Source organism: Oceanimonas doudoroffii, from assembly GCF_002242685.1.
In the GTDB taxonomy this organism is placed as follows: domain Bacteria; phylum Pseudomonadota; class Gammaproteobacteria; order Enterobacterales; family Aeromonadaceae; genus Oceanimonas; species Oceanimonas doudoroffii.
The window spans coordinates 1,677,823-1,700,074 of record NZ_NBIM01000001.1; the positions used below are offsets into that span (position 1 = coordinate 1,677,823).

Genomic DNA, 22,252 nt, shown 5'->3' on the forward strand with positions numbered 1-22,252 from the left:
GCGCTTGGTACTGCCGGTGCCAAATACCCATGCCAAAGCTGCAACATTACATCATGTTCCAGTGATCCTTGTTTGCCGGTCCTTTTGCTTCCCTGGAACCCAGTGCCTTTTCTATTTTGCTGATAAAAATCTGACGATTAAACGGCTTGAGAATAAATTCAAAGGCCCCCAATTGAATGCACCTGGAAATAACTTCCTTTTGGCTCTGCCCGCTGATCACAATCACCGGAATATGCTTGGTCCATTCGTTGTGTCGAATATGCCTGATGGCTTCCAGGCCATTCATGCCCGGCATCATCAGATCCATCAGAATAAGATCGGGTGTATTTTCCTGAAGTATTCCCAGGGCCTCGGCCGCCGTTTTGGCAAAATTAACCTGATAGTCGCCGGCCTTGAGCAGGGTCATCATGATATTTCGGTAAAAGGCGTCGTCTTCCACCACCAGTACCGAGGGTTTTGCACTGGCAACCTGCTTCAACGCCCCCTGGTAGCTGTGCTCAACTTCCCGGCAAAGGGATTCAAAGTGCCAGACCTTGTTCTTCAACACATTGATGCAGTCATAGAGGGAGCCGATATCTTCGGTGCTCACCCTCGCATCCCGGTCCGTGTGCGGCAGGGCACCAACGCGAAGCTCCTCGGCCTCCTCCAGCACATCCCTGACCTGCTCCGTAAAGACACTGCCGCCATCCACCAACCTTGCCACCACTCCTTCCAGCTCGTCTATCACGGCATGCAGCCGGGCCGTATTCCTGAGCCGGTCACGGGCTTTATAAAGGTTATCCAGCGATCTCAGCTCCTGATAGATGGATATTTTCAGCCTATGGGGATCAAAAGACAGGGGCCAGAACACCACATAGTTATCAAAGGTTCCCTTTCGACAGAGGGAATAGGCCTTTTCCGCCTCAAATTTGTCGCACAACAGCAAAATGCGACAAGGCTTGAGGTGCAGCCTTTCGCTTTCGTTTTTGAGACGCTCGTAAAATTCGATGGATTGCTCGACATGATTAAAGGCCAGCACAATAAGCTGGGCCTGGCAGCGGTCAAACATTTTCACCATGTCCGCCCCGGGCTCCGGAAAAATCAGCGCCTTCACTTCATCCTGAAGCATGTCGCGAATGACTTCCATGGTGCTGATGTTGCTCACCGCCACAAATACTGACTGATTCTCGTTCACCGTCATTCCTTCCCATCACTTCCGAAGCTATCGGAATTCCCTGATCCGAGTTAGTCAGACATGCGGTATACATGCCTGGTGACAGCTGTTACTCAAATGTATCCTTGAGAGTATTGCCAATGCCTTGCCGTCTTGCATGGTTACTGGGCAATATTTTCCATTTTTGTTACCTTGCCTGGTCATGGGAACTTTCCTCAACGCCGTGCCATGACTGCGCTCAGGACGATCTGTCATCGGGCCGTCACCTTTTTCGGCTAGCATGGCGCCCCCCAACCAAGATGGAGTGAATGAATCGTCATGCTTTCGGTGTTTTGGCAGTTTTTTATGCTGGGTTGGATCAGCTTTGGCGGGCCGGCTGCCCACATCGGCTATTTTCAGCGTCATTTCGTGCAAAAGCTGGGCTGGCTGCCCCAGGACAGGTTTGCCTCCACCCTGGCCCTGTGCCAGTTTTTACCCGGCCCGGCCTCCAGTCAGCTGGGGTTTGCCATCGGCTATCAGCGCGCCGGCCTGGGCGGTGCCATTGCCGCCTTTATCGGCTTTACCCTGCCTTCATTTGTGTTGATGCTGAGCCTGGCATTGTTAGGTCAGCATTACGCCAATTCGCCCGTTACCGCGGCGCTGATCGGCGGCCTTAAGCTGTTTGCCCTAGTGGTGGTGACCGATGCGGTACTGACCATGGCCGGCCAGTTTTGCCGGCGCCGGCTGACCCAGACCCTGGCGGTGGGCACCGCCGCCCTGCTGTGGCTGTGGCCGGGGCTGGCGGCCCAGTTTGTGGCGCTGCTGGCAGCGGCGCTCACCGGCGCCTTCTGGCTGAAGCATGAAGGCACCGACAACGCCCCCGCCGCCCGCCTCAGCTGGCCCTTTTTGCTGCTGTTTGCCGGCCTGTTCCTGCTGTTGCCACTGCTGGCCCATGGCGGCTCGGCCGGCCTGTTTGCCGACTTTTACCAGGCCGGCAGCCTGGTGTTTGGCGGCGGCCATGTGGTATTGCCGCTGCTGCAGAGCCTGCTGGCAGATACACTGTCTCAAGAAGCCTTTCTCACCGGTTATGCCGCCGCCCAGGCCATGCCCGGCCCCATGTTCAGTCTGGCTGCCTTTCTGGGGGCCGAGCTGTTGCCGACCAGCCCCCTTATCGGTGCCCTGGTGGCCACCTTTGGGGTCTTTTTACCGGGATTTTTGCTGGTGCTAGCGTTGTTGAACGGATGGCAGGCACTGGCGGCCAACCGGCGCATGGCGGGCGCCGTGGCCGGTGTCAATGCGGCCGTGGTGGGATTGCTGCTGGCGGCCCTCTATCAGCCGGTGTTTGTGGCCAGTGTGACCGGAGCTCCGGCTTTGGCCGCAGCGGCGCTGGGCCTGCTGGCGCTGCGGGTGTTTCGCTGCCCGCTACTGGTACTGATCCCGGCCTTTATGCTGCTGGGGTTGTGGTTGTAAAACGATTTGTCTGTAAAGGCGAGCAAGGTCGGGGAAACGGCCCAGTTCCCCCGACACGCTTCAAGACCCTCCCTGGGGCGCTCGGAAAATGCCATCCGTGGCATTTGATCGGTCGTTGAAGTGGTTCCCTTTCCCCTCCCCTTCATGCCCTTGCGTGACCTGTTCAGAAAAGCAGGCAACACTGTTGTGAGCTCTGAGGAGCGAAGAAAAGCTTAAAACGCCACCTTGACCGCGGCGGCGGTACGGCGGGCCTTTTCCCTGGCGGCGTCGATGCCGTCGGCCAGGCTCAGGGCCACGCCCATGCGACGGCGGCCGTTGATTTCCGGCTTGCCAAACAGGCGCAGCTCGGTGTCCGGCTCGGCCAGGGCCACGCTAAGGTTGCCAAAGGTGGTTTGGGTGGAGTTGCCTTCGGGCAGGATCACCGCCGAGGCCGCCGGGCCATACTGACGAATGGCGGGAATGGGCAGGCCGAGAATGGCCCGGGCGTGCAGGGCGAATTCCGACAGGTTCTGGGAGATCAGGGTTACCATGCCGGTGTCGTGAGGCCGGGGCGACACTTCGCTGAACAGCACCTCGTCGCCACGAATAAACAGCTCTACACCAAACAGGCCGCGCCCTCCGAGGGCCGACGTCACTTTTTCAGCCATGGCTTCCGCCGCCGCCAGCGCTGCCGGGCTCATGGCCTGAGGCTGCCAGGACTCGCGGTAGTCACCGTCTACCTGCACATGGCCGATGGGGGCGCAGAAGCCGGTGCCAGCGGCATGACGCACGGTAAGCAGGGTAATTTCGTAGTCGAACTGCACAAAGCCTTCCACGATCACTCGTCCACCGCCGGCGCGGCCGCCTTCCTGGGCATAGTGCCAGGCGGCGTCGATATCGGCCTCGGTTTTTACCGTGCTCTGACCCTTGCCCGAGGAGCTCATGATCGGCTTGACCACACAGGGCAGGCCAATCTCGGCCACGGCCGCACGAAATTCCTCCTGCGTGCCGGCAAAACGGTAGGGCGAGGTGGCCAGCCCCAGCTCTTCCGCCGCCAGCCGGCGAATACCTTCCCGGTTCATGGTGAGCTGGGTGGCGCGGGCGGTAGGCACCACGGTAAAGCCTTCCCGCTCCAGCTCGGCAAGCGTATCGGTGGCGATGGCCTCGATCTCGGGCACGATCAGGTGCGGCTGCTCCTGTTCGATAACGGCGCGCAGCGCGGCGCCGTCGAGCATGGAAATCACATGGGCGCGGTGAGCCACCTGCATGGCCGGAGAGTTGGGATAGCGATCCACCACGATGACTTCAACGCCGAGACGCTGCAGCTCAATCACCACTTCCTTGCCCAGCTCACCACCGCCGCACATCAACACTCGGGTGGCAGTTGCCGACAGGGGGGTACCCAGAGTTGTCATAACAGAAGTCCTTTTTGTGAGAAATCGCACATTATAAAGAGTTATTCCGCGTCCTGGCCAGCCGGCCTGAACCGCTTCAGCCGCAGGGCATTGGTCACCACAAACACGCTGGACAACGCCATGGCGCCGGCAGCCAGCATGGGCGAGAGCAGCAGGCCAAAGGCGGGGTAAAGCACGCCGGCCGCCACCGGGATCAGGCACACATTGTAGGCAAAGGCCCAGAACAGGTTCTGGCGAATATTGCTCAGGGTGGCCCGGCTGAGGGCCAGGGCCTGGGGCACGGCACGCAGGTCGCCGCGCATCAGCACCACATCCGCCGCCTCGATGGCGATGTCGGTGCCGGTGCCGATGGCCAGGCCCACGTCCGCCGCCGCCAGCGCCGGGGCATCGTTGATGCCATCGCCCACAAAGGCCACGGCACCGTGCTGCCGGCGCAGATGCGCCAGCGCCTCCACCTTGCCGTCTGGCATGACCTCGGCCTCCACCGCATCGATGCCAAGCCTGGCGGCGATGGCACTGGCGGTGCCCTTGTTGTCGCCGGTGATCATGGCCACCTTGAACCCCTGCCGATGCAGGGCGGCAATGGCTTCGGGCGTGCCTGCCTTGACCTTGTCGGCCACCGCCAGAATCGCCGCCGGTTTGCCGCCAATGGCTACATACAGCGGCGTTTTGCCCTCACTGGCAAGCCGGCCGGCGGTGTCGGCAAACACCGCCAGGTCCATCTCGAGGGAGCGCAAGTAGCGGTCCGCCCCCACGTTCACCCGTACGCCGTCCACCATGGCGGAGACGCCCATGCCGGTAACGGTGTCGAACTCGCTCACCCCGGGCAGATTCAGGTTGCGCTCTTGCGCCGCCGCCACCAGCGCCTCGGCAATCGGATGTTCGGAGCGCTGCTCCACGGCGGCAATGTGCGCCAGCACGGTGTCCTTGTCAAAACCTTCACCCACTTGCAGATCAGTCAGCTCGGGCTTGCCCTCGGTCAGGGTGCCGGTCTTGTCAAAGGCGATGACCTTGGCGCCACGCAGGGCCTGCAGGGCCTCTCCCTTGCGGAACAGTACTCCCAGCTCGGCGGCCCGGCCGGTGCCCACCATAATGGAGGTGGGCGTGGCCAGCCCCATGGCGCAGGGACAGGCGATGATCAGTACCGCCACGCCGTTGACCAGCGCAAAACTCAGCGCCGGGGCCGGCCCCAGCCACCACCAGAGCACAAAGGTGAGTGTCGCCAGGCCCATGACCACGGGCACGAACACGCCGGTGACCTTGTCTACCAGCGCCTGTATCGGCAACTTGGCCCCCTGGGCCTGCTCCACCATGCGAATAATCTGGGCCAGCCGGGTCTGCTTGCCCACTTGGGTGACTTCCACCAGCAGGGAGCCCTTGTTGTTGACGGTGCCACCGGTGACCTCGTCGCCTTCACCTTTTTCTACCGGTTCCGGCTCGCCGGTAAGCATGGACTCGTCCACCCATGAAACGCCGTCAACCACGGTGCCGTCTACCGGAATGCGCTCCCCCGGGCGCACCCGCACTCTGTCCTTGACCTTTACCCGCTCAAGGGGAAGGTCTTCGGTATGGCCGTCGCGCTCCACCCTGGCGGTGGGCGCCTGCAGGCTGAGCAACTTTTTAATGGCCTCGCCGGTGCGACCCTTGGCCCGGGCCTCCAGATATCGTCCCAGCAGAATCAGGGTCACGATCACCGCCGTCGCCTCGAAATACACCTGCCGACTGCCCGTAGGCAGCCAGTGGCCGGCAAAAGTGGCCAGGGTGGAATAGCCCCAGGCCGCCAGGCCGCCCAGCGCCACCAGGGAATTCATCTCGGGCGCCCCCCGCAGCAGCGCCGGCAACCCTTTTTTCAAAAACAACCCCCCCGGGCCAAACAACACCAGGGTGGTCAGCACGAACTGCAGCTGCCAGTTGAGGGATTGCCCCAGGGTGGTTTCAACCCAGTGGTGCATGCCGGGTACAAAGTGAGATCCCATTTCCAGTATGAACACCGGCAAGGTGAGCACCGCGGCCATCATCAGGGAACGTTTCAGTGCGTACTGTTCCCGTTCACGGCCATCATCGGGCTCGCCTCTGGATTCAGCATCGGCGGCCTCGGCGCTGAAGCCGGCCTTTTCCACCGCGGCGATCAGGGCAGTGCTATCCTGGCTACCGGCCAGCAGCTCCACCCAGGCCCGGCCGGCGGCCAGGTTGACGCTGGCGGACAATACACCAGGCAGCCGGCCCAGTACCTTTTCCACCCGGCCGGTGCAAGACGCGCAACTCATGCCGCCAATCACCAGCTCCACCCTTTCCACCGGGCACTGGTAGCCGGCCTTGTTCACCGCCGCCACCAGCTCGGTGGTGGCGGTGCCCTGGTCCAGGGTCAGCTCGGCGCTGTTCGACGCCAGGTTAACGCTGGCCGAACGCACGCCCCGTTGCGCGCTCAGGGCCTTCTCAACCCGGGACACGCAGGACGCACAGCTCATACCTTCGATGGGCAGGCGCAGATTCAATGTGGTCATGGCCGCCTCCGCCTTATTCGCAGTCGTAGCCGGCGTCGCTCAGGGCCTCGACAATCTCCTCTCGCGGCAGGCGGGTGCCAATCTCCACCCGGCGGCTGGCCAGCTCAAAGCTCAGCTCGCAGTCCGGATCCAGCTCGGTCAGCACGGCGGAAATCACGCCCACGCAGTGGCCGCAGGTCATGTCGGGAACGGTAAGGATATGCATGCTTCAGTCTCCTGATTTGGTGAGTTCCCCACTACTTTGAACCCTGCCACAAGGGGAAGGTCAAGCCCAAAACAAAAAAGGCGGGCCCATGGCCCGCCAAACAACTTTGACATCGACGTATTAGCCGGCTCAGATGAGCTCGGCCAGCACCTGCTCAAGCAGATCCAGACCTTCACTGACCACCTCCAGCGGTGAGGTCAGGGCCGGCAGGAAACGGATCACGTTGCCGCGTACACCGCAAGACAACATAATCACGCCCTTCTCGATGCCCTTGGCCACCACGGCCTTGGTCAGTTCAGGATTGGGCTGGTCCACATCCCCACTGTGCACCAGCTCCATCGCCACCATGGCGCCCAGGTTACGCACCTGGCCGATATGGTGAGGATACTTCTCCTGCAGCGCATGCAGGCGTTTGTTCATCAGCTCGCCCAGGGCCAGGGCCTTGTCGCACAGCTGCTCTTCTTCAATGATGTTCAGCACTTCCAGGCCGGCGACGCAGGCCAGCGGAAAGGCAGCATAGGTGCCACCCAGGCCACCCGGGTTGGCGGCGTCCATGATGTCGGCCTTGCCCACCACGGCAGACAGCGGGAAACCGCCGGCAATGCCCTTGGCCATGGTCATCAGATCCGGCTCTATGCCGGCGTATTCGGTGGCAAACAGCTTGCCGGTACGGGCGAAACCGGTCTGGATTTCGTCGCACACCAGCACGATGCCGTGCTGATCACAGATGGCACGCAGCTTTTGCAGGAAGGACGGCGGCGCCGGATAGAAGCCTCCCTCACCCTGTACCGGCTCGATAATCAGCGCCGCCACTCGGCCCGGCTCAATGTCGCAATGGAACAGCTCGTCCAGGGCCTTGAGGGACTGCTCCTCGGTCACGCCATGGTAGGCATTCGGGTACGGCAGGTGATAGATCTCGCCCGGGAAGGGGCCAAAGCCGGCCTTGTAGGGCGCTACCTTGCCGGTCAGGCCCATGGCCAGGTTGGTACGGCCGTGAAAGCCGCCGTTAAAGGCAATGACGCCGCTGCGCTTGGTGTGGGCGCGGGCGATTTTCACCGCGTTTTCCACCGCCTCGGCCCCGGTAGTGACAAAAATGGCCTTTTTCGGGCTGTTGCCCGGCGCCAGCTGCACCAGGCGCTCGGCCAGCTCGACCGCACTCTCATAGGGAGTGACCATGGCGCAGGTGTGGCTGAAGCGCTGCAGCTGCTCGTTCACCGCCGCCACAATGCGCGGGTGGCTGTGACCGGTGTTGACCACGGCGATGCCGGCGGCGAAGTCGATAAAGCGCTTGCCGTCCACGTCCCAGATTTCGTTGTTGTTGGCGTGATCCACATAAACGGGGGCCAGGTTGCCCATGCCGCGGGCAAAGACGGCGTCCTTGCGCTGCTGAAGTTGCTGGTTCTTGCTCATGATATCTTCCTCTTCAATCGTAATTGGCCACTACAGCGGTGGTCTGTATTGTGCCGCCGGTAACGGCCGAGTTCCCTGTTCTTCGACGGCGCCATGAGTGGCGATGCCGGTACACAATGTGTGCTTTTTCGCTATGCTCAGGCGGATCGGGCTCCGTAGCGATAACCTTGCGCCGCCTGCTGCTGATGCCTCATGAAGAACATCATCAGAAAACCAGCGCCCCACCAGCCTGCCAGGATCAGCCACTCATAGGGCCAGACCAGCGCCGCCGGCATGCCCGGCAAATACAGGGCAACAAACAGCAGGCTGAAAGCAACGGCAGCCCAGCCAATGGCATTGGACTCCCCTGCCCGAAACGGGCGTACCATGTTTGGCTCCAGCCGACGCAGTCGTACAAAGGCAACGGCTACCAGAAAGTAGGCCAGCACAATGGCCAGACCACCCGCATTTACCAACCAGACCAGCATGGGACGGCCCAACATGGGGGCCAACGTAGACAAGGCGCCAATAAACAGAATGGCATTAACCGGAGTGCCATATTTCGGATGCAGTCGACCAAACCAGGCCGGAAGCATCTTTTTCTCGGCCATGGCGTACATGATGCGACTGCCACCAATAATGAAGGAGTTCCAGCTGGTGATAATGCCGGCGACCCCACCCAGAATAAGCACTATGCCAAAGGCGCCGTGCCCAAAGACATTACTCATAGCGTCTGCGGTGGGTAATACCGAGCTAATCAGGGCGTTCTGATCCAGTCCAAAACCCACGGCAAAAATGATGGCGACATACCAGATTACGGCGGCGGCAACCGACACAATCAGAATGCGGCCAATGGATCTGGGCGGAATCTTCATTTCTTCGGCCGTTTGGGGAATGACATCAAATCCCACAAACATAAAGGGTGTCATAATGGCCACGGTCAGCACACCGGCCACACCACCAATAAAGAGTGGATCGGCATTTTCCACATTGCCATTCACCGCCGCACCAAAAATCAGCATCAGGCCGATAATGGCAATAATGATGGTCAGTACCATTTGCAGCAGGGCGGCAAACTTGACTCCCATCAGGTTGACTATGGTAATAAACACGGAGCCCACCATTCCCACCAGGGCCCAGGAGGCATAAACATCATAACCATTAACCGAGTATAAAAATCCCACCTTGTAATTGGGGAAGATGTACTCAATAACGGTAGGCAATGCCACCGCCTCAAAAGAAACAACCGAGATATATCCCAATGCCAAGGCCCAGGAAGCCACAAAGGCCGGCCTATAGCCAATGCCCCTCAATACATAAATCAGGGCTCCTCCTGTGGTGGGCATGGCGGAAGCCAGTTCGGCATATGCCAGGCCCACAAACACTACCAGTACACCGCCCAATATAAACGCCAGCATGGCGCCAAAGGTACCGGCTTCGATCACCCAGTTGCCGGACAGCACGACCCACCCCCAGCCGATCATGGCGCCAAAGGCCAAAAACAATACGTCCAGCCTGGTCAATACCTTGTTTACATTTTGTTCCTTTTGCACGCGGACGCTCCCTATATCCTTGTCCTTTGAGCTTGCCTGTCCGCCAGGCAAGCTGCTCGCGTTTCATCTTTTATCAACCGACAGACAAACAACTTGCCTTTCGGAGGTCCTGCCTGATGGCGTATTCAGCGAATGCCGCCCATGCACAGGTATTTGGTTTCCATATAATCGGCCAGGCCCTCGGCGGAGCCTTCCCGGCCCAGGCCGGATTCCTTCACGCCGCCAAAGGGGGCGATTTCGTTGGACAAAATGCCCTCATTGATGCCGATCATGCCGTATTCCAGCTGCTCGGCGACGCGCCAGATGCGGCTGTGGTTCTCGGTGTAAAAGTAGGCGGCCAGGCCATAAGGGGTGTCGTTGGCAATGGCCACCGCCTCGGCTTCATCACCGAAGCGAATGACCGGGGCCACCGGGCCGAAGATTTCCTGGCTGGCGATGGCCATTTGCTGACTGACATTGCCCAGTATGGTGGGGGCAAAGAACAGCTCGCCGGCCTCATGACGCGTGCCGCCGGTCACCAACTCGGCGCCTTCGGTCAGGGCCGCGTCCACCATGCCGGCGATCTTGTCGATGGCGGCCTTGTTGATCACCGGGCCCAGCGTGGTGGCGGCATCAAGGCCATTGCCAATGACGAACTTTTCCACTTCGGCCTTGAAGCGGGCCATAAAGGCATCGTAAATACCGTCCTGCACCAAAATGCGGTTGGCACACACGCAGGTCTGACCGGCGTTGCGAAACTTGGAGATCACCGCACCGGTAACGGCGGCGTCGAGATCAGCATCGTCAAACACGATAAAGGGGGCGTTGCCGCCCAGCTCCAGGCTGAGTTTTTTCACGGTGTCGGCGCTCTGACCGTAAAGCAGCTTGCCCACTCGGGTGGAGCCGGTAAAAGACAACTTGCGCACTCGGGCGTCGTCGGTCATCACGCGGCCCACCACGGCGGCCTGGCTGGAGGTGACCATATTGATCACACCGGCGGGAATGCCCGCCTGCTCCGCCAGTGCCATCAGCGCCAGGGCGGAAAACGGGGTTTCTTCCGAGGGCTTGACCACCATGGTGCAGCCCGCCGCCAGTGCCGGCGCGATTTTGCGGGTGATCATGGCATTGGGAAAGTTCCAGGGAGTGATGGCCGCCACCACACCGATGGGCTGCTGAATGCTCAGGGCCCGCTTGTCGCCGGTGGGAGCGGAGAACACCTTGCCGTAGGCACGCTTGGCTTCCTCGGCATACCACTCGACATAGGAAGCGCCGTAGAGCACCTCGCCCCGGGTTTCAAACAGCGGCTTGCCCTGCTCCTGGGTCATCAGCCGGGCCAGATCTTCCTTGTGCTCGATGATCAAATCGAACCAGTTCCGCAGCAGGCGGGCCCGCTCCTTGGGATTGAGCGCACTCCAGGCCGGCAGGGCGCGGCTGGCGGCGTCGATGGCGGCACGGGTCTCGGTTTCGCCCATGTCGGGCACCTGGCCCAGGTGTTCGCCACTGGCGGGGTTGTATACGGCAATGGTGGCGCCGCTCTCGGCCTGACACCAACGACCGTCGATATGGCCGCTTTCCCTTACCAGGGTGCTGTTCACTGCAGAAATGCTCATAGTTGGCTGCCTCATGTTGATTCCATCCGCGCCCGTAAGCCTGATTACCGGTTTTGCCGTGAGCGACGCCACAACGGCACGGGCCATGGTTTGACAACATGCTAGCCGCAAGCGCAAAGTCCCATAAATGATGACCTTTCAACATACACATTGAAGCAGTTCAAACTATGAGCCAGACCAACCGGCCCGTGCTGGGCCAGATCGGTGACTATGAAATTCGCCTGTTAAAACTGTTCAAGACGGTAGTGGAGTGCGGCGGCTTTTCGGCGGCGGAAACCGAGCTGAATATCAGCCGATCCACCATCAGTGTGCACATGGCCAACCTGGAAAGCCGACTCAAGCTCAAGCTCTGCCGGCGTGGCCGTTCGGGGTTTTCCCTGACCGATGACGGCGAGGTGATTTACGAGTCCACCAAGCGGCTGTTCAGTCGGCTGGAAGAGTTTCGCTATACGGTCAACGAGCTGCACGAGCAACTGAGCGGTGAGCTCAAGATTGTCTCCAGTGACAGCATCTGGCTGGAAGACGAGTTTTCCATGGTGGACGTCTTTGCCGCCCTCGGTGAGCAGGCGCCGGATGTCAACGTGAGCGTGGATGTGGCCTACATGGGCGAAATTGAACGCCGAGTGCTCAGCGACGAGGCCGACGTTGGCTTTATTCATTATCACAGGGATCTGGAAGGGCTGGATTACCACCACCTCTATCAGGTGCGCTGTTTTCTCTATTGCAGCGACCGCCATCCGCTGTTTGCCGAGCAGGACGACGGCGTGATCGCCGAGCGCCTGCCCGAGTTCAAGCTAATCCACCCCGGCATTCATACCAATCCGGAAACCAGCGCCCAGCATGCGGGCCTGAAGCTGGCCGGGCGTGCCTACCACTATGAGCCCAGGGCGGCGCTGATCCTCTCGGGCCAGTACGTCGGCTTTTTGCCCGAAAGCTACGCCCGCCGCTGGGTGGATGGCGGGCGCCTGCGTCCGTTGCTGCCCCGGCAGAAAACTCACCAGCTGGGCATTGCCGCCATCACCCGCAGTCACGGGCGCCAAAGCCGGTTGCGCCAGCTGTTTCTGCAACTGCTGAAGGAACAGCTGAACCGTAGTTGAGGGGCATGGTGAGTGGTTTGCAAAACAAGTTCATCACCCGTGACGCCAACAATGCCATGATGAAGCAGGTTACCCCTTCCCTTTTGACCAGAGCTGCTCCATCGCCAGTGCCAGCAGGGTGCCGGTAAGCAGGCCGTTACCGAGCAGGTATTGCGCCATGCTGGGGAAGTGTCGGTACAGGCCGGGGGGCAGGAACATGCAGCCCACGCCCAGCAGCAGGGCCACGCCCACTATGGTGCTGGCGCGGTTGTCCATCCCGCTTTTGGTGATCAGCTGAAACGCCAGGCTCACCAGCTTGATAAAGGTGGCCAGCAGTGCCGCATTGGCCACCGGAGCCGGCAGCAGCGACAACACGCTTACCGCTCCCGGGAACAACGACACCAGTGCCAGCAGCCCGCAGGCCAGCAAAAAGGGACCCCGCCTGTCTTCACCACTCAACTGAATAAAACCGGCGGTGACCGGCAGCGGCACCACGGCGACGGTGGCAAAGCTGCCGGTCAGGCCATGGCTGATGCCGGACACCCAGCTGCTGCGATTGATCACGGCATTGTCATCGCGCTGGCGCTCCCTCACCACCGCCGAGACCGCGGTAACCGCCGCTATCTGGTTGGAAAACAGCAGTAGTGAAAACAGCACCGCCACCACCAGCATGCCGGCATCCAGCCGCGGCAGGCCCCAGGCAAACAACGCCGGCAGCGCCAGGCCGGTCCCTTCAGCCGGGGTGGCCGGCGATAATCCAAACAGCCAGAACGCCATCCAGCCCAGGACGATGCCCACCAGCACCGCATAGGTACGCAGCAGGTTGTGGCGGCTGAAGGAGCACAGCAGCACCCCGAGGAACACCAGCAGGCCAATCAGCAGCACCGGCAGGCTCATGGTGCCGGTGCGCGGATCCGTGACCATGCCGCGCACAAACACCCCGGCCAGCTGAATCACCAGCAGCAAAATGAAACAACCGGTCACCAGGGGAGTAAACAGAAACAACAGCCGGTGCACCTGACGCACGAGCCCCAGCACCAGCATGATAAGCCCCGCCACCAGCACGCCGCCGGAGAGCAGCCTCAGGGTGTCGACACTGTCTAGGCCCTGCTCCCTGCCGATATAGGCCATCACCACAAACACGATGGCCCAAGAGCCGGCGGGACCGTCGGCGATGGGATAACGGTGCCCCAGCCAGGCCTGCAGCCCCGAGCTCAGGCCCACCACCAGCAGGGTTCGCTGCACCAGGCCGGCCACCTCGTTGCTGTCCAGATCAAAGGCCTGGCCCAGCACGATGGGCAGCGCCAGCGCGTTGGCCAGCAAAAACACAAACCACTGAGTCACGCTCAGTCCCCACCCCAGCTGGTGTCGCATTGAAAAATCTCCCGTGTTGAAAAAAGCAAGCAGATGCCGGCAGGTCCGCAGTTGTTCACGGCCATTGGCGGGCAAATCGGCGTAGATTGGCGATGAGCGCAACCGAGTTCCAACATGCCGCCGTCGGCTGCGTGTTGGAATTCATCGCGCGCATTTACGAACTATTCGTTGAGCATCATGCAAGGCACAACAAGACAGGCCGCCAAAGGCGGCCATTTCAGGGGGCGTTAACGGGCGTTATTGTCGGTATTCTCAAGCTTGCCGTCCAGCGCTTCCAGAATGGAGCAGTGCTCGGCGCTTTCCTGCCCACCGCAGCAGGCCTCGGACAGTTGACGCAAAGAGCGGCGAAACTGCTCCAGCTCGCGAATACGCTCTTCCACGTCGGCCAGCTTGGTGTCGGCCACCGCCTTAACCTCGCGGCAGGTCACCTGGCAACTGCTGATGCGCAGGGCCAGCAGCTCTTCGATGTCTTTCAGGGAAAAGCCCACCTTCTTGCTGCGCAGAATAAAATGCAGCCGTTTCTTGTCGTCTTCGCTGTACTGCCGGTAACCCGTGGGGGTGCGCAAACTGGGCACCAGCAGCCCTTCCTTTTCATAAAAGCGCAGGGTATCGGTCTTGATGCCAAAGGCCCTGGCCAGCTCGCCGATGCGATACATTCGCTTCTCCTTTCAGAGCGGTATTGATTACACGTAAAACCTCTTGACGCCAAACCAAATAGTCCGGCACAGGACGGCAAAAACGGGTAGAATATGCCGCCTTCCGTTCTGGCGTACCAGGCGGTTTGGTAAAGCCGGTGGCGTCCTTTCGCCGATTTTACCAAACCCCCCGATGAATCGTTAAAGGAACGAGAACATAATGGAAACTGCCCGACCCATTCGCCGAGCTCTGCTGAGTGTGTCCGACAAACAAGGCATTGTGGAATTCGCCCAGGGGCTGCACGCCCGTGGCGTGGAGCTGCTGTCTACCGGCGGCACCGCCCGCCTGCTGGCGGAACAAGGCCTTCCCGTGACCGAAGTATCCGACTATACCGGTTTTCCGGAAATGATGGACGGTCGCGTCAAGACACTGCATCCCAAGGTACACGGCGGCATTCTGGGTCGTCGCGGCCAGGACGACGCCATCATGAACGAGCACGGCATTGCGCCCATCGACATGGTAGTGGTCAACCTCTATCCTTTCGCCAACACCGTTGCCAAGGCCGACTGCAGCCTGGAAGACGCGATTGAAAACATCGACATCGGTGGCCCCACCATGGTGCGCGCCGCGGCCAAAAACCACAACGACGTGGCCATCGTGGTCAACGCCGGCGACTACGACCGCCTGCTGGCCGAGCTGGATGCCAACGGCAACAGCCTGACTCAAGGCACCCGTTTCGATCTGGCCATTGCCGCCTTTGAGCACACCGCCCAGTACGACGGCATGATCGCCAACTACTTCGGCACCATGGTACCGGCCTATCACCAGTCCGCCGAGGGTTCCAAATTCCCGCGCACCGTCAACTACCAGTTCACCAAGAAGCAGGATCTGCGTTACGGCGAAAACAGCCACCAGAGCGCCGCCTTCTACGTGGAAAACAACGTCGACGAAGCCTCCGTGGCCACCGCCACCCAGTTGCAGGGCAAAGAGCTGTCCTACAACAACATCGCCGACACCGACGCCGCCCTGGAGTGCGTGAAGGAATTCGATGAGCCGGCCTGTGTCATCGTCAAGCACGCCAACCCCTGTGGCGTGGCCCTGGGCAAGGACCTGCTGGAAGCCTATGACCGTGCCTACCAGACCGATCCCACTTCCGCCTTTGGCGGCATCATCGCCTTTAACCGTGAACTGGACGACGCCACCGCCCGCGCCATTATCGAGCGCCAGTTTGTAGAAGTGATCATCGCCCCGTCCATCAGCGCCGAGGCGAAAGCCGCCGTGGCCGACAAGAAAAACGTGCGCCTGCTGGAGTGTGGCCAGTGGAGCACCAGTACCCGCGGTCTCGACATCAAGCGCGTGAACGGCGGCATTCTGGTGCAGGACCGGGATCAGGGCATGGTGGACATGGCCGACCTCAAGGTGGTATCCAAGCGCCAGCCCACCGAGGAAGAGCTGAAAGACCTGCTGTTCTGCTGGAAGGTGGCCAAGTTCGTTAAGTCCAACGCCATCGTCTATGCCAAGGGCAGCCAGACCATCGGTGTGGGCGCCGGCCAGATGAGCCGGGTGTATTCCGCCAAGATCGCCGGCATCAAGGCCGCCGACGAAGGTCTGCAGGTTGAGGGCTCCGTGATGGCGTCCGACGCCTTCTTCCCCTTCCGTGACGGCATCGACGCCGCCGCCGCCGCCGGCATCAGCTGCGTGATCCAGCCCGGTGGCTCCATGCGCGACGAGGAAGTCATTCAGGCCGCCGACGAGCACGGCATGGCCATGGTGTTCACCGGCATGCGCCACTTCCGTCACTGATTGCGAGGACACAGCATGAACGTATTGGTAATCGGCGGTGGCGGTCGTGAACACGCCCTGGCCTGGAAAGCCGCCCAGTCACCCAAGGTAAGCAAGGTGTTCGTGGCCCCGGGCAACGCCGGCACCGAGCTTGAGCCGGCATTGACCAACGTGGCCATTTCCGCCACCGACATTCAGGGCCTGCTGGCCTTTGCCAAACAGGAGCGAGTGGAGCTGACCATCGTCGGCCCCGAAGCCCCCCTGGTGGCCGGCGTGGTCGATGCGTTCGAGGCCGACGGCCTGGCCATTTTTGGCCCCAGCGCCGGCGCCGCCCAGCTGGAAGGCTCCAAGGCCTTTACCAAGGACTTTCTGGCCCGCCAGCAAATCCCCACCGCCGCCTACCAGAACTTCACCGAGGTGGAGCCGGCACTGGCCTACCTGCGTGAGCAGGGTGCCCCCATCGTGATCAAGGCCGACGGCCTGGCCGCGGGCAAGGGCGTGATCGTGGCCATGACCCTGGCAGAAGCCGAAGAAGCGGTGCGCGACATGCTGGCGGGCAACGCCTTTGGCGATGCCGGCAGCCGGGTGGTGATCGAGGAATTCCTCGATGGCGAGGAAGCCTCCTTTATCGTGATGGTGGACGGCGAGCACGTGCTGCCCATGGCCACCAGCCAGGATCACAAGCGCGTGGGCGACAAGGATACCGGCCCCAACACCGGCGGCATGGGTGCCTACAGCCCGGCCCCGGTGGTGACCCAGGACATTCATGACCGCATCATGGAACAGGTGATCATGCCTACCGTACGCGGCATGGCGGACGAAGGTCATGTGTACAAGGGCTTCCTGTATGCGGGCCTGATGATCGACCAGAACGGTCAGCCCAAGGTCATCGAGTTCAACTGCCGCTTTGGCGATCCGGAAACCCAGCCCATTATGCTGCGGCTGAAATCCGATCTGGTGGAGCTGTGCCTGGCCGGCTGTAAGGGTGAGCTGGACAAGGCCACTGCCGAGTTCGACCAGCGCGCCGCCGTGGGCGTGGTGCTGGCCGCCGGCGGTTACCCCGGCGCCTATCGCCAGGGTGATGTGATCACCGGCATTCCCGCCGAGGCCGAAGGCGCCAAGGTATTCCACGCCGGCACTCAGTTCAAGGGCGATGACGTAGTCACCGCCGGCGGGCGGGTGCTGTGCGCCACCGCCCTGGGCGAAAGCGTCAGTCAGGCACAGGCCAACGCCTATGAGCTGGCCCGTCAGATTCAGTGGGACGACGTGTTTTTCCGCAGCGATATCGCCTGGCGGGCAATTGCGCGGGAAGCGCAATAATCAACTCGCAGCTGAAAGCTTTAAGCCGAAAGTAAAACGGGGCCAGTTTGGCCCCGTTTTTTATGTACCGAATCGTAAACTTATCGAGTCGTAGGTTGGAATGAGCATCGCGAATTCCAACATTTCACTGGTGCCTTCACGTTGTGAATTCGCTTCGCTCATCGCCAACCTACCCTAGCTATTCGCCTCGTCATCTTCCTGCAACTGCGCCGCCAGCCACTGATCAAAGCCGGGAATGGCACCCAGGTGCGGCAGTTGCGTCAGTTTCACTCCGGGATACTGGGCCTTTTTCTCCGCCAGCACCGAGGGCAGGTCGTTCACCACATGCTTGCCTTCTGCCAGGAAATAGGGGAACAGGGTAATGTCCCGGGCGCCGGCAGCCACCTGGGCGTCGATCACCTGCCCCAGGGACGGCTCCGCCAGCTCCCAGAAGCCATAGCCGGTCAAATCAAAGCCGCCCTTCATGGCGGCTGTCATACGCTGGGCGAACCCGGCAATTTCCTCGTTGGCAGTCGCCCGCCGGCTGCCGTGGGCGACCAGAATAAAGCCTTTCATGCTACTCCTTGTTGATACACACTTCCGGCGGCTGAGCCGCCAGCACGTCGACGCAAAAATCCCAGCAGGCTATGCGGTAGTGCTGAATGTCCTCGTTCAGGTGAGTGCCCTGGGTTTCCTGGTGAAACCAGGTCAGAAAACGGGATGGGGTGATCAGCTGGATTTGGCTGTCGTTGTGCGGTTCGTCCTCAAACAGCTCGGGCACATCGGCACCTTCCAGCACGCGGTAACCATAGAGATGCCCAAAGCTGAGCCAGTACACAATGTGCGGTGGCGTGTCCATGTCGGAAGGCACCCCCATGGCCAGCTCCAGGCAACCGCTCCAGACATCCTGATGCAACTCGGTGAGCATCAGCCCCGTGGTCAGTTCCCGGGCTCCCGCCCATGGAATGGCGACCTGACGAATAGCGTTCACTTCCATAAAAGCCTCCCTGGTTCGGGACAGGACCTGGTTCAGTTATAACAACCTAATGATCGCGGGGGCAAGAAAAGTGTTAAAAAAACCCGGCCTGGGCCGGGTTGGGTGTGTTCTGACTGGGTCTTAGTTGACCGCGTCTTTCAGCGCCTTGCCGGCCACGAAGGCTGGCACGTTTGCCGCTGCAATCTGGATTTCCTTGCCGGTTTGCGGGTTGCGACCGGTACGGGCGGCACGGTGGTTTACCTTGAAGGTACCAAAGCCAACCAGCTGAACAGGATCACCTTCTTTCAGGCTTTGAGTGATACCGTTGAGTACTTCTTCCAGGGCAGCCTTGGCCTGAGCCTTGTTCAGGTCGGCCTTGGCGGCGATTGCATCGACAAGCTGAGTCTTGTTCATAGGGTATCCTTTCTCACTTGGCATTAAGCGGTTGCCCACTCTATTCAAATTCGAGGCTCAAGCAAAGCCTTTGGCTCAAACCCTCACATCAAGTGCCGTTGTTTTGTGCGGAAACTGCGGAAAACATCACATAACAGCGGGAAACACTCGAGGCCACACTTTGAGGCAGAGCTCAGCATAGCCGAGCCGCCCCGGCTCTGCCAAGCCCCGCCGCGACAGGGCCGGCAAAATTCGCCGCGCGCCCGCCTGCATCTCAGGACTTGAGATCCCGAATCACCACGGTGGAATCGCAGCGCCCCATGCCCTGCTCCAGCAGGCGCTCATACACGGCGTGCACATGCTCGGTCAGGGGCAGTTTGAGGCCCTGTTGCTCGGCCTCATCCAGGCAGATGCCCAGATCCTTGTGCATCCACTGGGCGGCGAAGCCAAAATCGAACTGGTCGTCGGCCATGGTCTGGGCCCGGTTCTGCAGTTGCCAGCTCTGGGCCGCACCACCGGCCAGCACCTCAATCAGGGTGGGAATGTCGAGGCCGGCCTTCTGGGCGATCATCAGGCCCTCGGCGATGCCCTGTACCGCCCCGATCACACAGATCTGGTTGACCATTTTGCAGCGCTGGCCGGCGCCCACCGGGCCCAGACGGGTCACCTTTTTACCATAGGCCGCCAGCACCGGCGCCGCCTCGGCCACATCGGCCTCGGTGCCGCCGATCATGATGGTCAGGGCACCGTTTTCCGCTCCCAGCTGACCTCCGGACACGGGAGCATCGATAAAACGCACATGCTGCTTGCCGGCGGTTTTTGCCAGCTCTTCCGCCAGTTGGGCCGAGGTGGTGGTATGGTCAACCAGCAGGGCACCGGCCTGCATACCCGCCAGCACGCCGTCGCTACCATAAACCACGGAGCGCACGTCGTCGTCGTTACCCACGCACACCATCACCATGTCGGCACCCCGCGCGGCCTCGGCCGGCGTGGCACCCTGGCTACCGCCAAACCGGGCCACCCAGTCCGCCGCCTTTGCTGAATTGCGGTTATACACGCACACCTCGTGGCCCGCCTGCTGCAGATGCCCGGCCATGGGAAAGCCCATGACGCCCAGTCCGATAAATGCCAGTTTCATGCTTCGGCTCCTTTGAATGAATGTCGTCGGCGAGCATGATCCCATGCTCATCATTGGGGAACAAGGTTGCTACCGCTCAGCCAAGCTGGTGCAGCACCCTGGCCATGCCATGGTCGGCGCGGGAAAACTGCGGACTCTCTCGAATGATCTGCGCCAGCCTGTCGGTTGCCTCGTTGGCCTCGGCCGCCACCAACAGGGTCACGTCGGTGCCGGGCAAAGGGGGCAGTCCCGCTTCCACCACCAGGCCTTCCTCCAGGGTACTACGGGGAATAATGCCCACGCCAATGCCCGCCCTGACCGCCGCCAGCACCCCGGCCCGGCTCTGGCTGGTAAAGGCAATCCGGCAGGGCTTTTGCCATTGCGCCAGTGCCTGCAGGGCCGCGTTTCTGTGATAGCAGCCCTCAACAAACACCGCCAGTGGCAGCGGGTCTCGCAAGTGCGCCTGGTGCACGGGTGAACGCACCCAGACCAGTTCATCACCGCCAAGGCGCTCACCGTCGTGCGAGAGCAGTGGCATTTCGACCAGGGCCAGATCCAGTTTGCCCTGCCGCACCTGTGACTGCAGGTAGTCGGGACGGTGATCGCACTGAATTTCCAGCCGAACCTCCGGGTAATTGAGCACAAAGGTTTCCAACAAGGGCGGCAGGCTGCGGGTGGCATATTGATCGTGAGTGCCAAAACGCACCTTGCCGTCAATATCTCCGTGCAGAAAAGCCCCCAGTATGCGGTCGTGCTGATTCAGCAGCAGCTGGGCATGGGCGCGCAGCAGGTCTCCCGCCGGAGTCAACCTCACGCCGTATTGCCCCCGCTCCAGCAAGGCGGTCGACACCAGGCCTTCCAGCCGGTTCAGCTGCATGCTGATGGTCGAGGGGGCCCGGTGCAGGCGGCCGGCGGCGGTGGTCAGGTTCAGGGTTTCCGCCACCACCACAAAGGTACGCAGCAGGGTAATGGGCAAATCACGCATGCTCAGATTTCAACCTTGTTGAACGCAGACGTCAATATTCATCGATTTACCGAAAACCAACAAGTCGTCAGGATGGCGAAACAGGATTTTTAATCACTCGGTTGGAGAGCATCAAGGATGAAGATGGTCGTAATATTCGGAATGAACCAGATAGTCAGCCATGGATTTGGCATGTTTCTGTTTGCCGCCCTGGTGCCCCTGATGCGCGAGACCATTCAACTCGGCCACTGGCACCTGGCCGCCATTGGTGCACTTACCCAGCTGGCCTACCTTGCCGGCGCCATGCTGCTTGGACTGTGCGGCCATCGCCTGAATACGGGGCGACTGTCTCTGGCAACCGGGGCACTGTGCTCGGTGCTGTTGTTTACCATGGCACACCTTGAGAGCCCGCCCCTGATAATGCTGACCCTGACCTGTCTGGCCGCCAGTGCGGCCATCAGCTGGGGCGCCCTGGTGGAGATCATCAGCCACAACACTCGCCCTGAGCAGCGCTCCACCTGCCTTTCCACCGTATCCAGCGGCACCGCCTGGGGGTATGGGCTGAACGGCCTGCTGCTGTTGCTGGTGGTGCCTTCCCTCGGCTGGCAGCAGGCCTGGCAACTGGCGGGAGCCTGTGGCCTGCTGGTGGTGGCCCTGACCTGGCAGCTGCTGCGCGGCCTCGGCCAGCCGGCCACCAATGCACAACCCGAGCCGGCCATGCCGACTCAAAGGCTGCTGCTTGCCCTTTGCCGCGAACGCACCGCCTTTCTGGCCTGCCTTATCTGCTTTCTGGCCGGGTTCACCACCATGCCGTTCTCCAGCTGGCTTGCGACCTACCTGGATCAACTGGGCCTTCCCGCCAGCCTCGGCGGCTACACCTGGACCATGGTGGGCGTCACCGGCATGGTGGCCGGCCTGCTTGCCGGCAGGCTGGCCGATCGCAGAGGCCACGGCGTGGCTTTGCTGGTAATCTTCGGCGGCTTTGCCCTTGGCCTGCTGGCCTTTGTGTATGATCCGGCCCGCTTTGCCATGGTGGCCGGCTTTGGCTACGGCATGATGTACTTTCCCATGTGGGGCATAGTGGCCGGCTGGGTGGGCAGGCACTACTCCGCCACCGCTACCATGCAGATCAGCGGGTTTTGCATGGTCACCTTTGGCTTGGGAGGCAGCCTGGGAAATCTGCTGGCGGGTTACCTGCGCGCCATTACCGGCTCTCTGGATGCGGTCTTTATGATGCTCGCCGGGGGGGCAGTCCTGCTGATGATGCTGGGCGGGTGGATACTGGGCAACCACACTTCTGCGCTGACCCCGGGGCCAGAGGCCCTGGGACCGGAGACGCCCGCTCCCTGACAAGAAAAACCCTGCTTTTCATTTCGAAAGCAGGGTTCTCAAAAGCGAG

General features: G+C 61.1%; 19 protein-coding genes. 5 read left to right on the top strand and 14 right to left on the bottom strand.

Translation table 11 applies throughout. The features are described 5' to 3' along the window. Positions 1-46: 46 nt before the first annotated feature. Positions 47-1,174 (bottom strand): response regulator, encoded by a 1,128-nt coding sequence (locus tag B6S08_RS07805; RefSeq protein WP_169716374.1) that lies wholly within the window; start codon positions 1,172-1,174, stop codon positions 47-49. Between the two features lie 297 nt (positions 1,175-1,471). Here B6S08_RS07805 and chrA point away from each other — a divergent pair, with 297 nt between their 5' ends. Next, positions 1,472-2,602, top strand: coding sequence for a chromate efflux transporter (chrA, locus tag B6S08_RS07810; protein WP_094200153.1), 1,131 nt, complete (start codon positions 1,472-1,474; stop codon positions 2,600-2,602). Between the two features lie 212 nt (positions 2,603-2,814). Here the strand turns inward: chrA and purT are convergent, their stop codons facing one another. From purT to B6S08_RS07840, 6 genes are all read right to left on the bottom strand, one after another. Further along, positions 2,815-3,996, bottom strand: a complete 1,182-nt coding sequence (gene purT, locus B6S08_RS07815) for a formate-dependent phosphoribosylglycinamide formyltransferase (RefSeq protein ID WP_094200154.1) — start codon at positions 3,994-3,996, stop codon at positions 2,815-2,817. Positions 3,997-4,037: 41 nt separating this feature from the next. Continuing rightward, complete coding sequence (locus B6S08_RS07820; protein WP_094200155.1) at positions 4,038-6,500, bottom strand: heavy metal translocating P-type ATPase; 2,463 nt, start codon at positions 6,498-6,500, stop codon at positions 4,038-4,040. Between the two features lie 13 nt (positions 6,501-6,513). Then, complete coding sequence (locus tag B6S08_RS07825) at positions 6,514-6,705, bottom strand: heavy-metal-associated domain-containing protein (RefSeq protein WP_094200156.1); 192 nt, start codon at positions 6,703-6,705, stop codon at positions 6,514-6,516. A gap of 129 nt (positions 6,706-6,834) precedes the next feature. Then, the gene (gabT, locus tag B6S08_RS07830; protein ID WP_094200157.1) at positions 6,835-8,115 is read right to left on the bottom strand and encodes a 4-aminobutyrate--2-oxoglutarate transaminase; all 1,281 of its coding nucleotides are present in this window, start codon (positions 8,113-8,115) and stop codon (positions 6,835-6,837) included. A 137-nt stretch (positions 8,116-8,252) separates the two neighbouring features. After that, on the bottom strand, positions 8,253-9,647 hold the full coding sequence (locus B6S08_RS07835) for an APC family permease (RefSeq protein WP_094200158.1): 1,395 nt from the start codon (positions 9,645-9,647) through the stop codon (positions 8,253-8,255). 125 nt (positions 9,648-9,772) lie between these two features. Beyond that, on the bottom strand, positions 9,773-11,236 hold the full coding sequence (locus B6S08_RS07840) for an NAD-dependent succinate-semialdehyde dehydrogenase (protein WP_094200159.1): 1,464 nt from the start codon (positions 11,234-11,236) through the stop codon (positions 9,773-9,775). Between the two features lie 167 nt (positions 11,237-11,403). Between B6S08_RS07840 and B6S08_RS07845 the strand changes: the two genes are divergently transcribed. Continuing rightward, positions 11,404-12,333: a LysR family transcriptional regulator gene (locus B6S08_RS07845; RefSeq protein ID WP_094200160.1), complete on the top strand. Its 930-nt coding sequence runs from the start codon at positions 11,404-11,406 to the stop codon at positions 12,331-12,333. A 69-nt stretch (positions 12,334-12,402) separates the two neighbouring features. Here B6S08_RS07845 and B6S08_RS07850 read toward each other — a convergent pair whose 3' ends face one another. Further along, positions 12,403-13,686, bottom strand: a complete 1,284-nt coding sequence (locus tag B6S08_RS07850; protein ID WP_094200161.1) for a purine/pyrimidine permease — start codon at positions 13,684-13,686, stop codon at positions 12,403-12,405. Positions 13,687-13,913: 227 nt separating this feature from the next. Next, positions 13,914-14,342, bottom strand: coding sequence for a Zn(2+)-responsive transcriptional regulator (gene zntR / locus B6S08_RS07855; protein WP_094200162.1), 429 nt, complete (start codon positions 14,340-14,342; stop codon positions 13,914-13,916). 199 nt (positions 14,343-14,541) lie between these two features. Between zntR and purH the strand changes: the two genes are divergently transcribed. Together purH and purD are read left to right on the top strand one after the other, a co-directional pair. Then, positions 14,542-16,125 (top strand): bifunctional phosphoribosylaminoimidazolecarboxamide formyltransferase/IMP cyclohydrolase, encoded by a 1,584-nt coding sequence (gene purH, locus B6S08_RS07860; protein WP_094200163.1) that lies wholly within the window; start codon positions 14,542-14,544, stop codon positions 16,123-16,125. Between the two features lie 15 nt (positions 16,126-16,140). Further along, complete coding sequence (gene purD, locus B6S08_RS07865; RefSeq protein WP_094200164.1) at positions 16,141-17,424, top strand: phosphoribosylamine--glycine ligase; 1,284 nt, start codon at positions 16,141-16,143, stop codon at positions 17,422-17,424. Between the two features lie 174 nt (positions 17,425-17,598). Here the strand turns inward: purD and B6S08_RS07870 are convergent, their stop codons facing one another. The 5 genes from B6S08_RS07870 to B6S08_RS07890 form a co-directional block, all read right to left on the bottom strand. Next, on the bottom strand, positions 17,599-17,979 hold the full coding sequence (locus B6S08_RS07870; protein WP_094200165.1) for a sirohydrochlorin chelatase: 381 nt from the start codon (positions 17,977-17,979) through the stop codon (positions 17,599-17,601). Position 17,980: 1 nt separating this feature from the next. Further along, positions 17,981-18,400, bottom strand: a complete 420-nt coding sequence (locus B6S08_RS07875) for a hypothetical protein (RefSeq protein ID WP_094200166.1) — start codon at positions 18,398-18,400, stop codon at positions 17,981-17,983. 120 nt (positions 18,401-18,520) lie between these two features. Further along, complete coding sequence (gene hupA, locus B6S08_RS07880; RefSeq protein ID WP_094200167.1) at positions 18,521-18,793, bottom strand: nucleoid-associated protein HU-alpha; 273 nt, start codon at positions 18,791-18,793, stop codon at positions 18,521-18,523. A gap of 253 nt (positions 18,794-19,046) precedes the next feature. Then, positions 19,047-19,910, bottom strand: a complete 864-nt coding sequence (locus tag B6S08_RS07885) for an NAD(P)-dependent oxidoreductase (RefSeq protein WP_094200168.1) — start codon at positions 19,908-19,910, stop codon at positions 19,047-19,049. Positions 19,911-19,986: 76 nt separating this feature from the next. Further along, entirely contained in the window at positions 19,987-20,874 is an 888-nt protein-coding gene (locus tag B6S08_RS07890; RefSeq protein ID WP_094200169.1) for a LysR family transcriptional regulator, read from the bottom strand. A 123-nt stretch (positions 20,875-20,997) separates the two neighbouring features. Between B6S08_RS07890 and B6S08_RS07895 the strand changes: the two genes are divergently transcribed. Further along, the gene (locus tag B6S08_RS07895) at positions 20,998-22,203 is read left to right on the top strand and encodes an MFS transporter (protein WP_245849830.1); all 1,206 of its coding nucleotides are present in this window, start codon (positions 20,998-21,000) and stop codon (positions 22,201-22,203) included. Positions 22,204-22,252: the final 49 nt, after the last annotated feature.

Coding starts and splice junctions, on each gene's coding strand:
- zntR (WP_094200162.1), bottom strand. CDS start 14,342: ATGTATCGCATCGGCGAGCTGGCCAGGGCCTTTGGCATCAAGACCGAT.
- purH (WP_094200163.1), top strand. CDS start 14,542: ATGGAAACTGCCCGACCCATTCGCCGAGCTCTGCTGAGTGTGTCCGAC.
- B6S08_RS07845 (WP_094200160.1), top strand. CDS start 11,404: ATGAGCCAGACCAACCGGCCCGTGCTGGGCCAGATCGGTGACTATGAA.
- B6S08_RS07825 (WP_094200156.1), bottom strand. CDS start 6,705: ATGCATATCCTTACCGTTCCCGACATGACCTGCGGCCACTGCGTGGGC.
- B6S08_RS07850 (WP_094200161.1), bottom strand. CDS start 13,686: ATGCGACACCAGCTGGGGTGGGGACTGAGCGTGACTCAGTGGTTTGTG.
- B6S08_RS07890 (WP_094200169.1), bottom strand. CDS start 20,874: ATGCGTGATTTGCCCATTACCCTGCTGCGTACCTTTGTGGTGGTGGCG.
- hupA (WP_094200167.1), bottom strand. CDS start 18,793: ATGAACAAGACTCAGCTTGTCGATGCAATCGCCGCCAAGGCCGACCTG.
- B6S08_RS07875 (WP_094200166.1), bottom strand. CDS start 18,400: ATGGAAGTGAACGCTATTCGTCAGGTCGCCATTCCATGGGCGGGAGCC.
- B6S08_RS07870 (WP_094200165.1), bottom strand. CDS start 17,979: ATGAAAGGCTTTATTCTGGTCGCCCACGGCAGCCGGCGGGCGACTGCC.
- B6S08_RS07840 (WP_094200159.1), bottom strand. CDS start 11,236: ATGAGCATTTCTGCAGTGAACAGCACCCTGGTAAGGGAAAGCGGCCAT.
- B6S08_RS07895 (WP_245849830.1), top strand. CDS start 20,998: ATGGTCGTAATATTCGGAATGAACCAGATAGTCAGCCATGGATTTGGC.
- chrA (WP_094200153.1), top strand. CDS start 1,472: ATGCTTTCGGTGTTTTGGCAGTTTTTTATGCTGGGTTGGATCAGCTTT.
- purD (WP_094200164.1), top strand. CDS start 16,141: ATGAACGTATTGGTAATCGGCGGTGGCGGTCGTGAACACGCCCTGGCC.
- gabT (WP_094200157.1), bottom strand. CDS start 8,115: ATGAGCAAGAACCAGCAACTTCAGCAGCGCAAGGACGCCGTCTTTGCC.
- B6S08_RS07820 (WP_094200155.1), bottom strand. CDS start 6,500: ATGACCACATTGAATCTGCGCCTGCCCATCGAAGGTATGAGCTGTGCG.
- B6S08_RS07885 (WP_094200168.1), bottom strand. CDS start 19,910: ATGAAACTGGCATTTATCGGACTGGGCGTCATGGGCTTTCCCATGGCC.
- purT (WP_094200154.1), bottom strand. CDS start 3,996: ATGACAACTCTGGGTACCCCCCTGTCGGCAACTGCCACCCGAGTGTTG.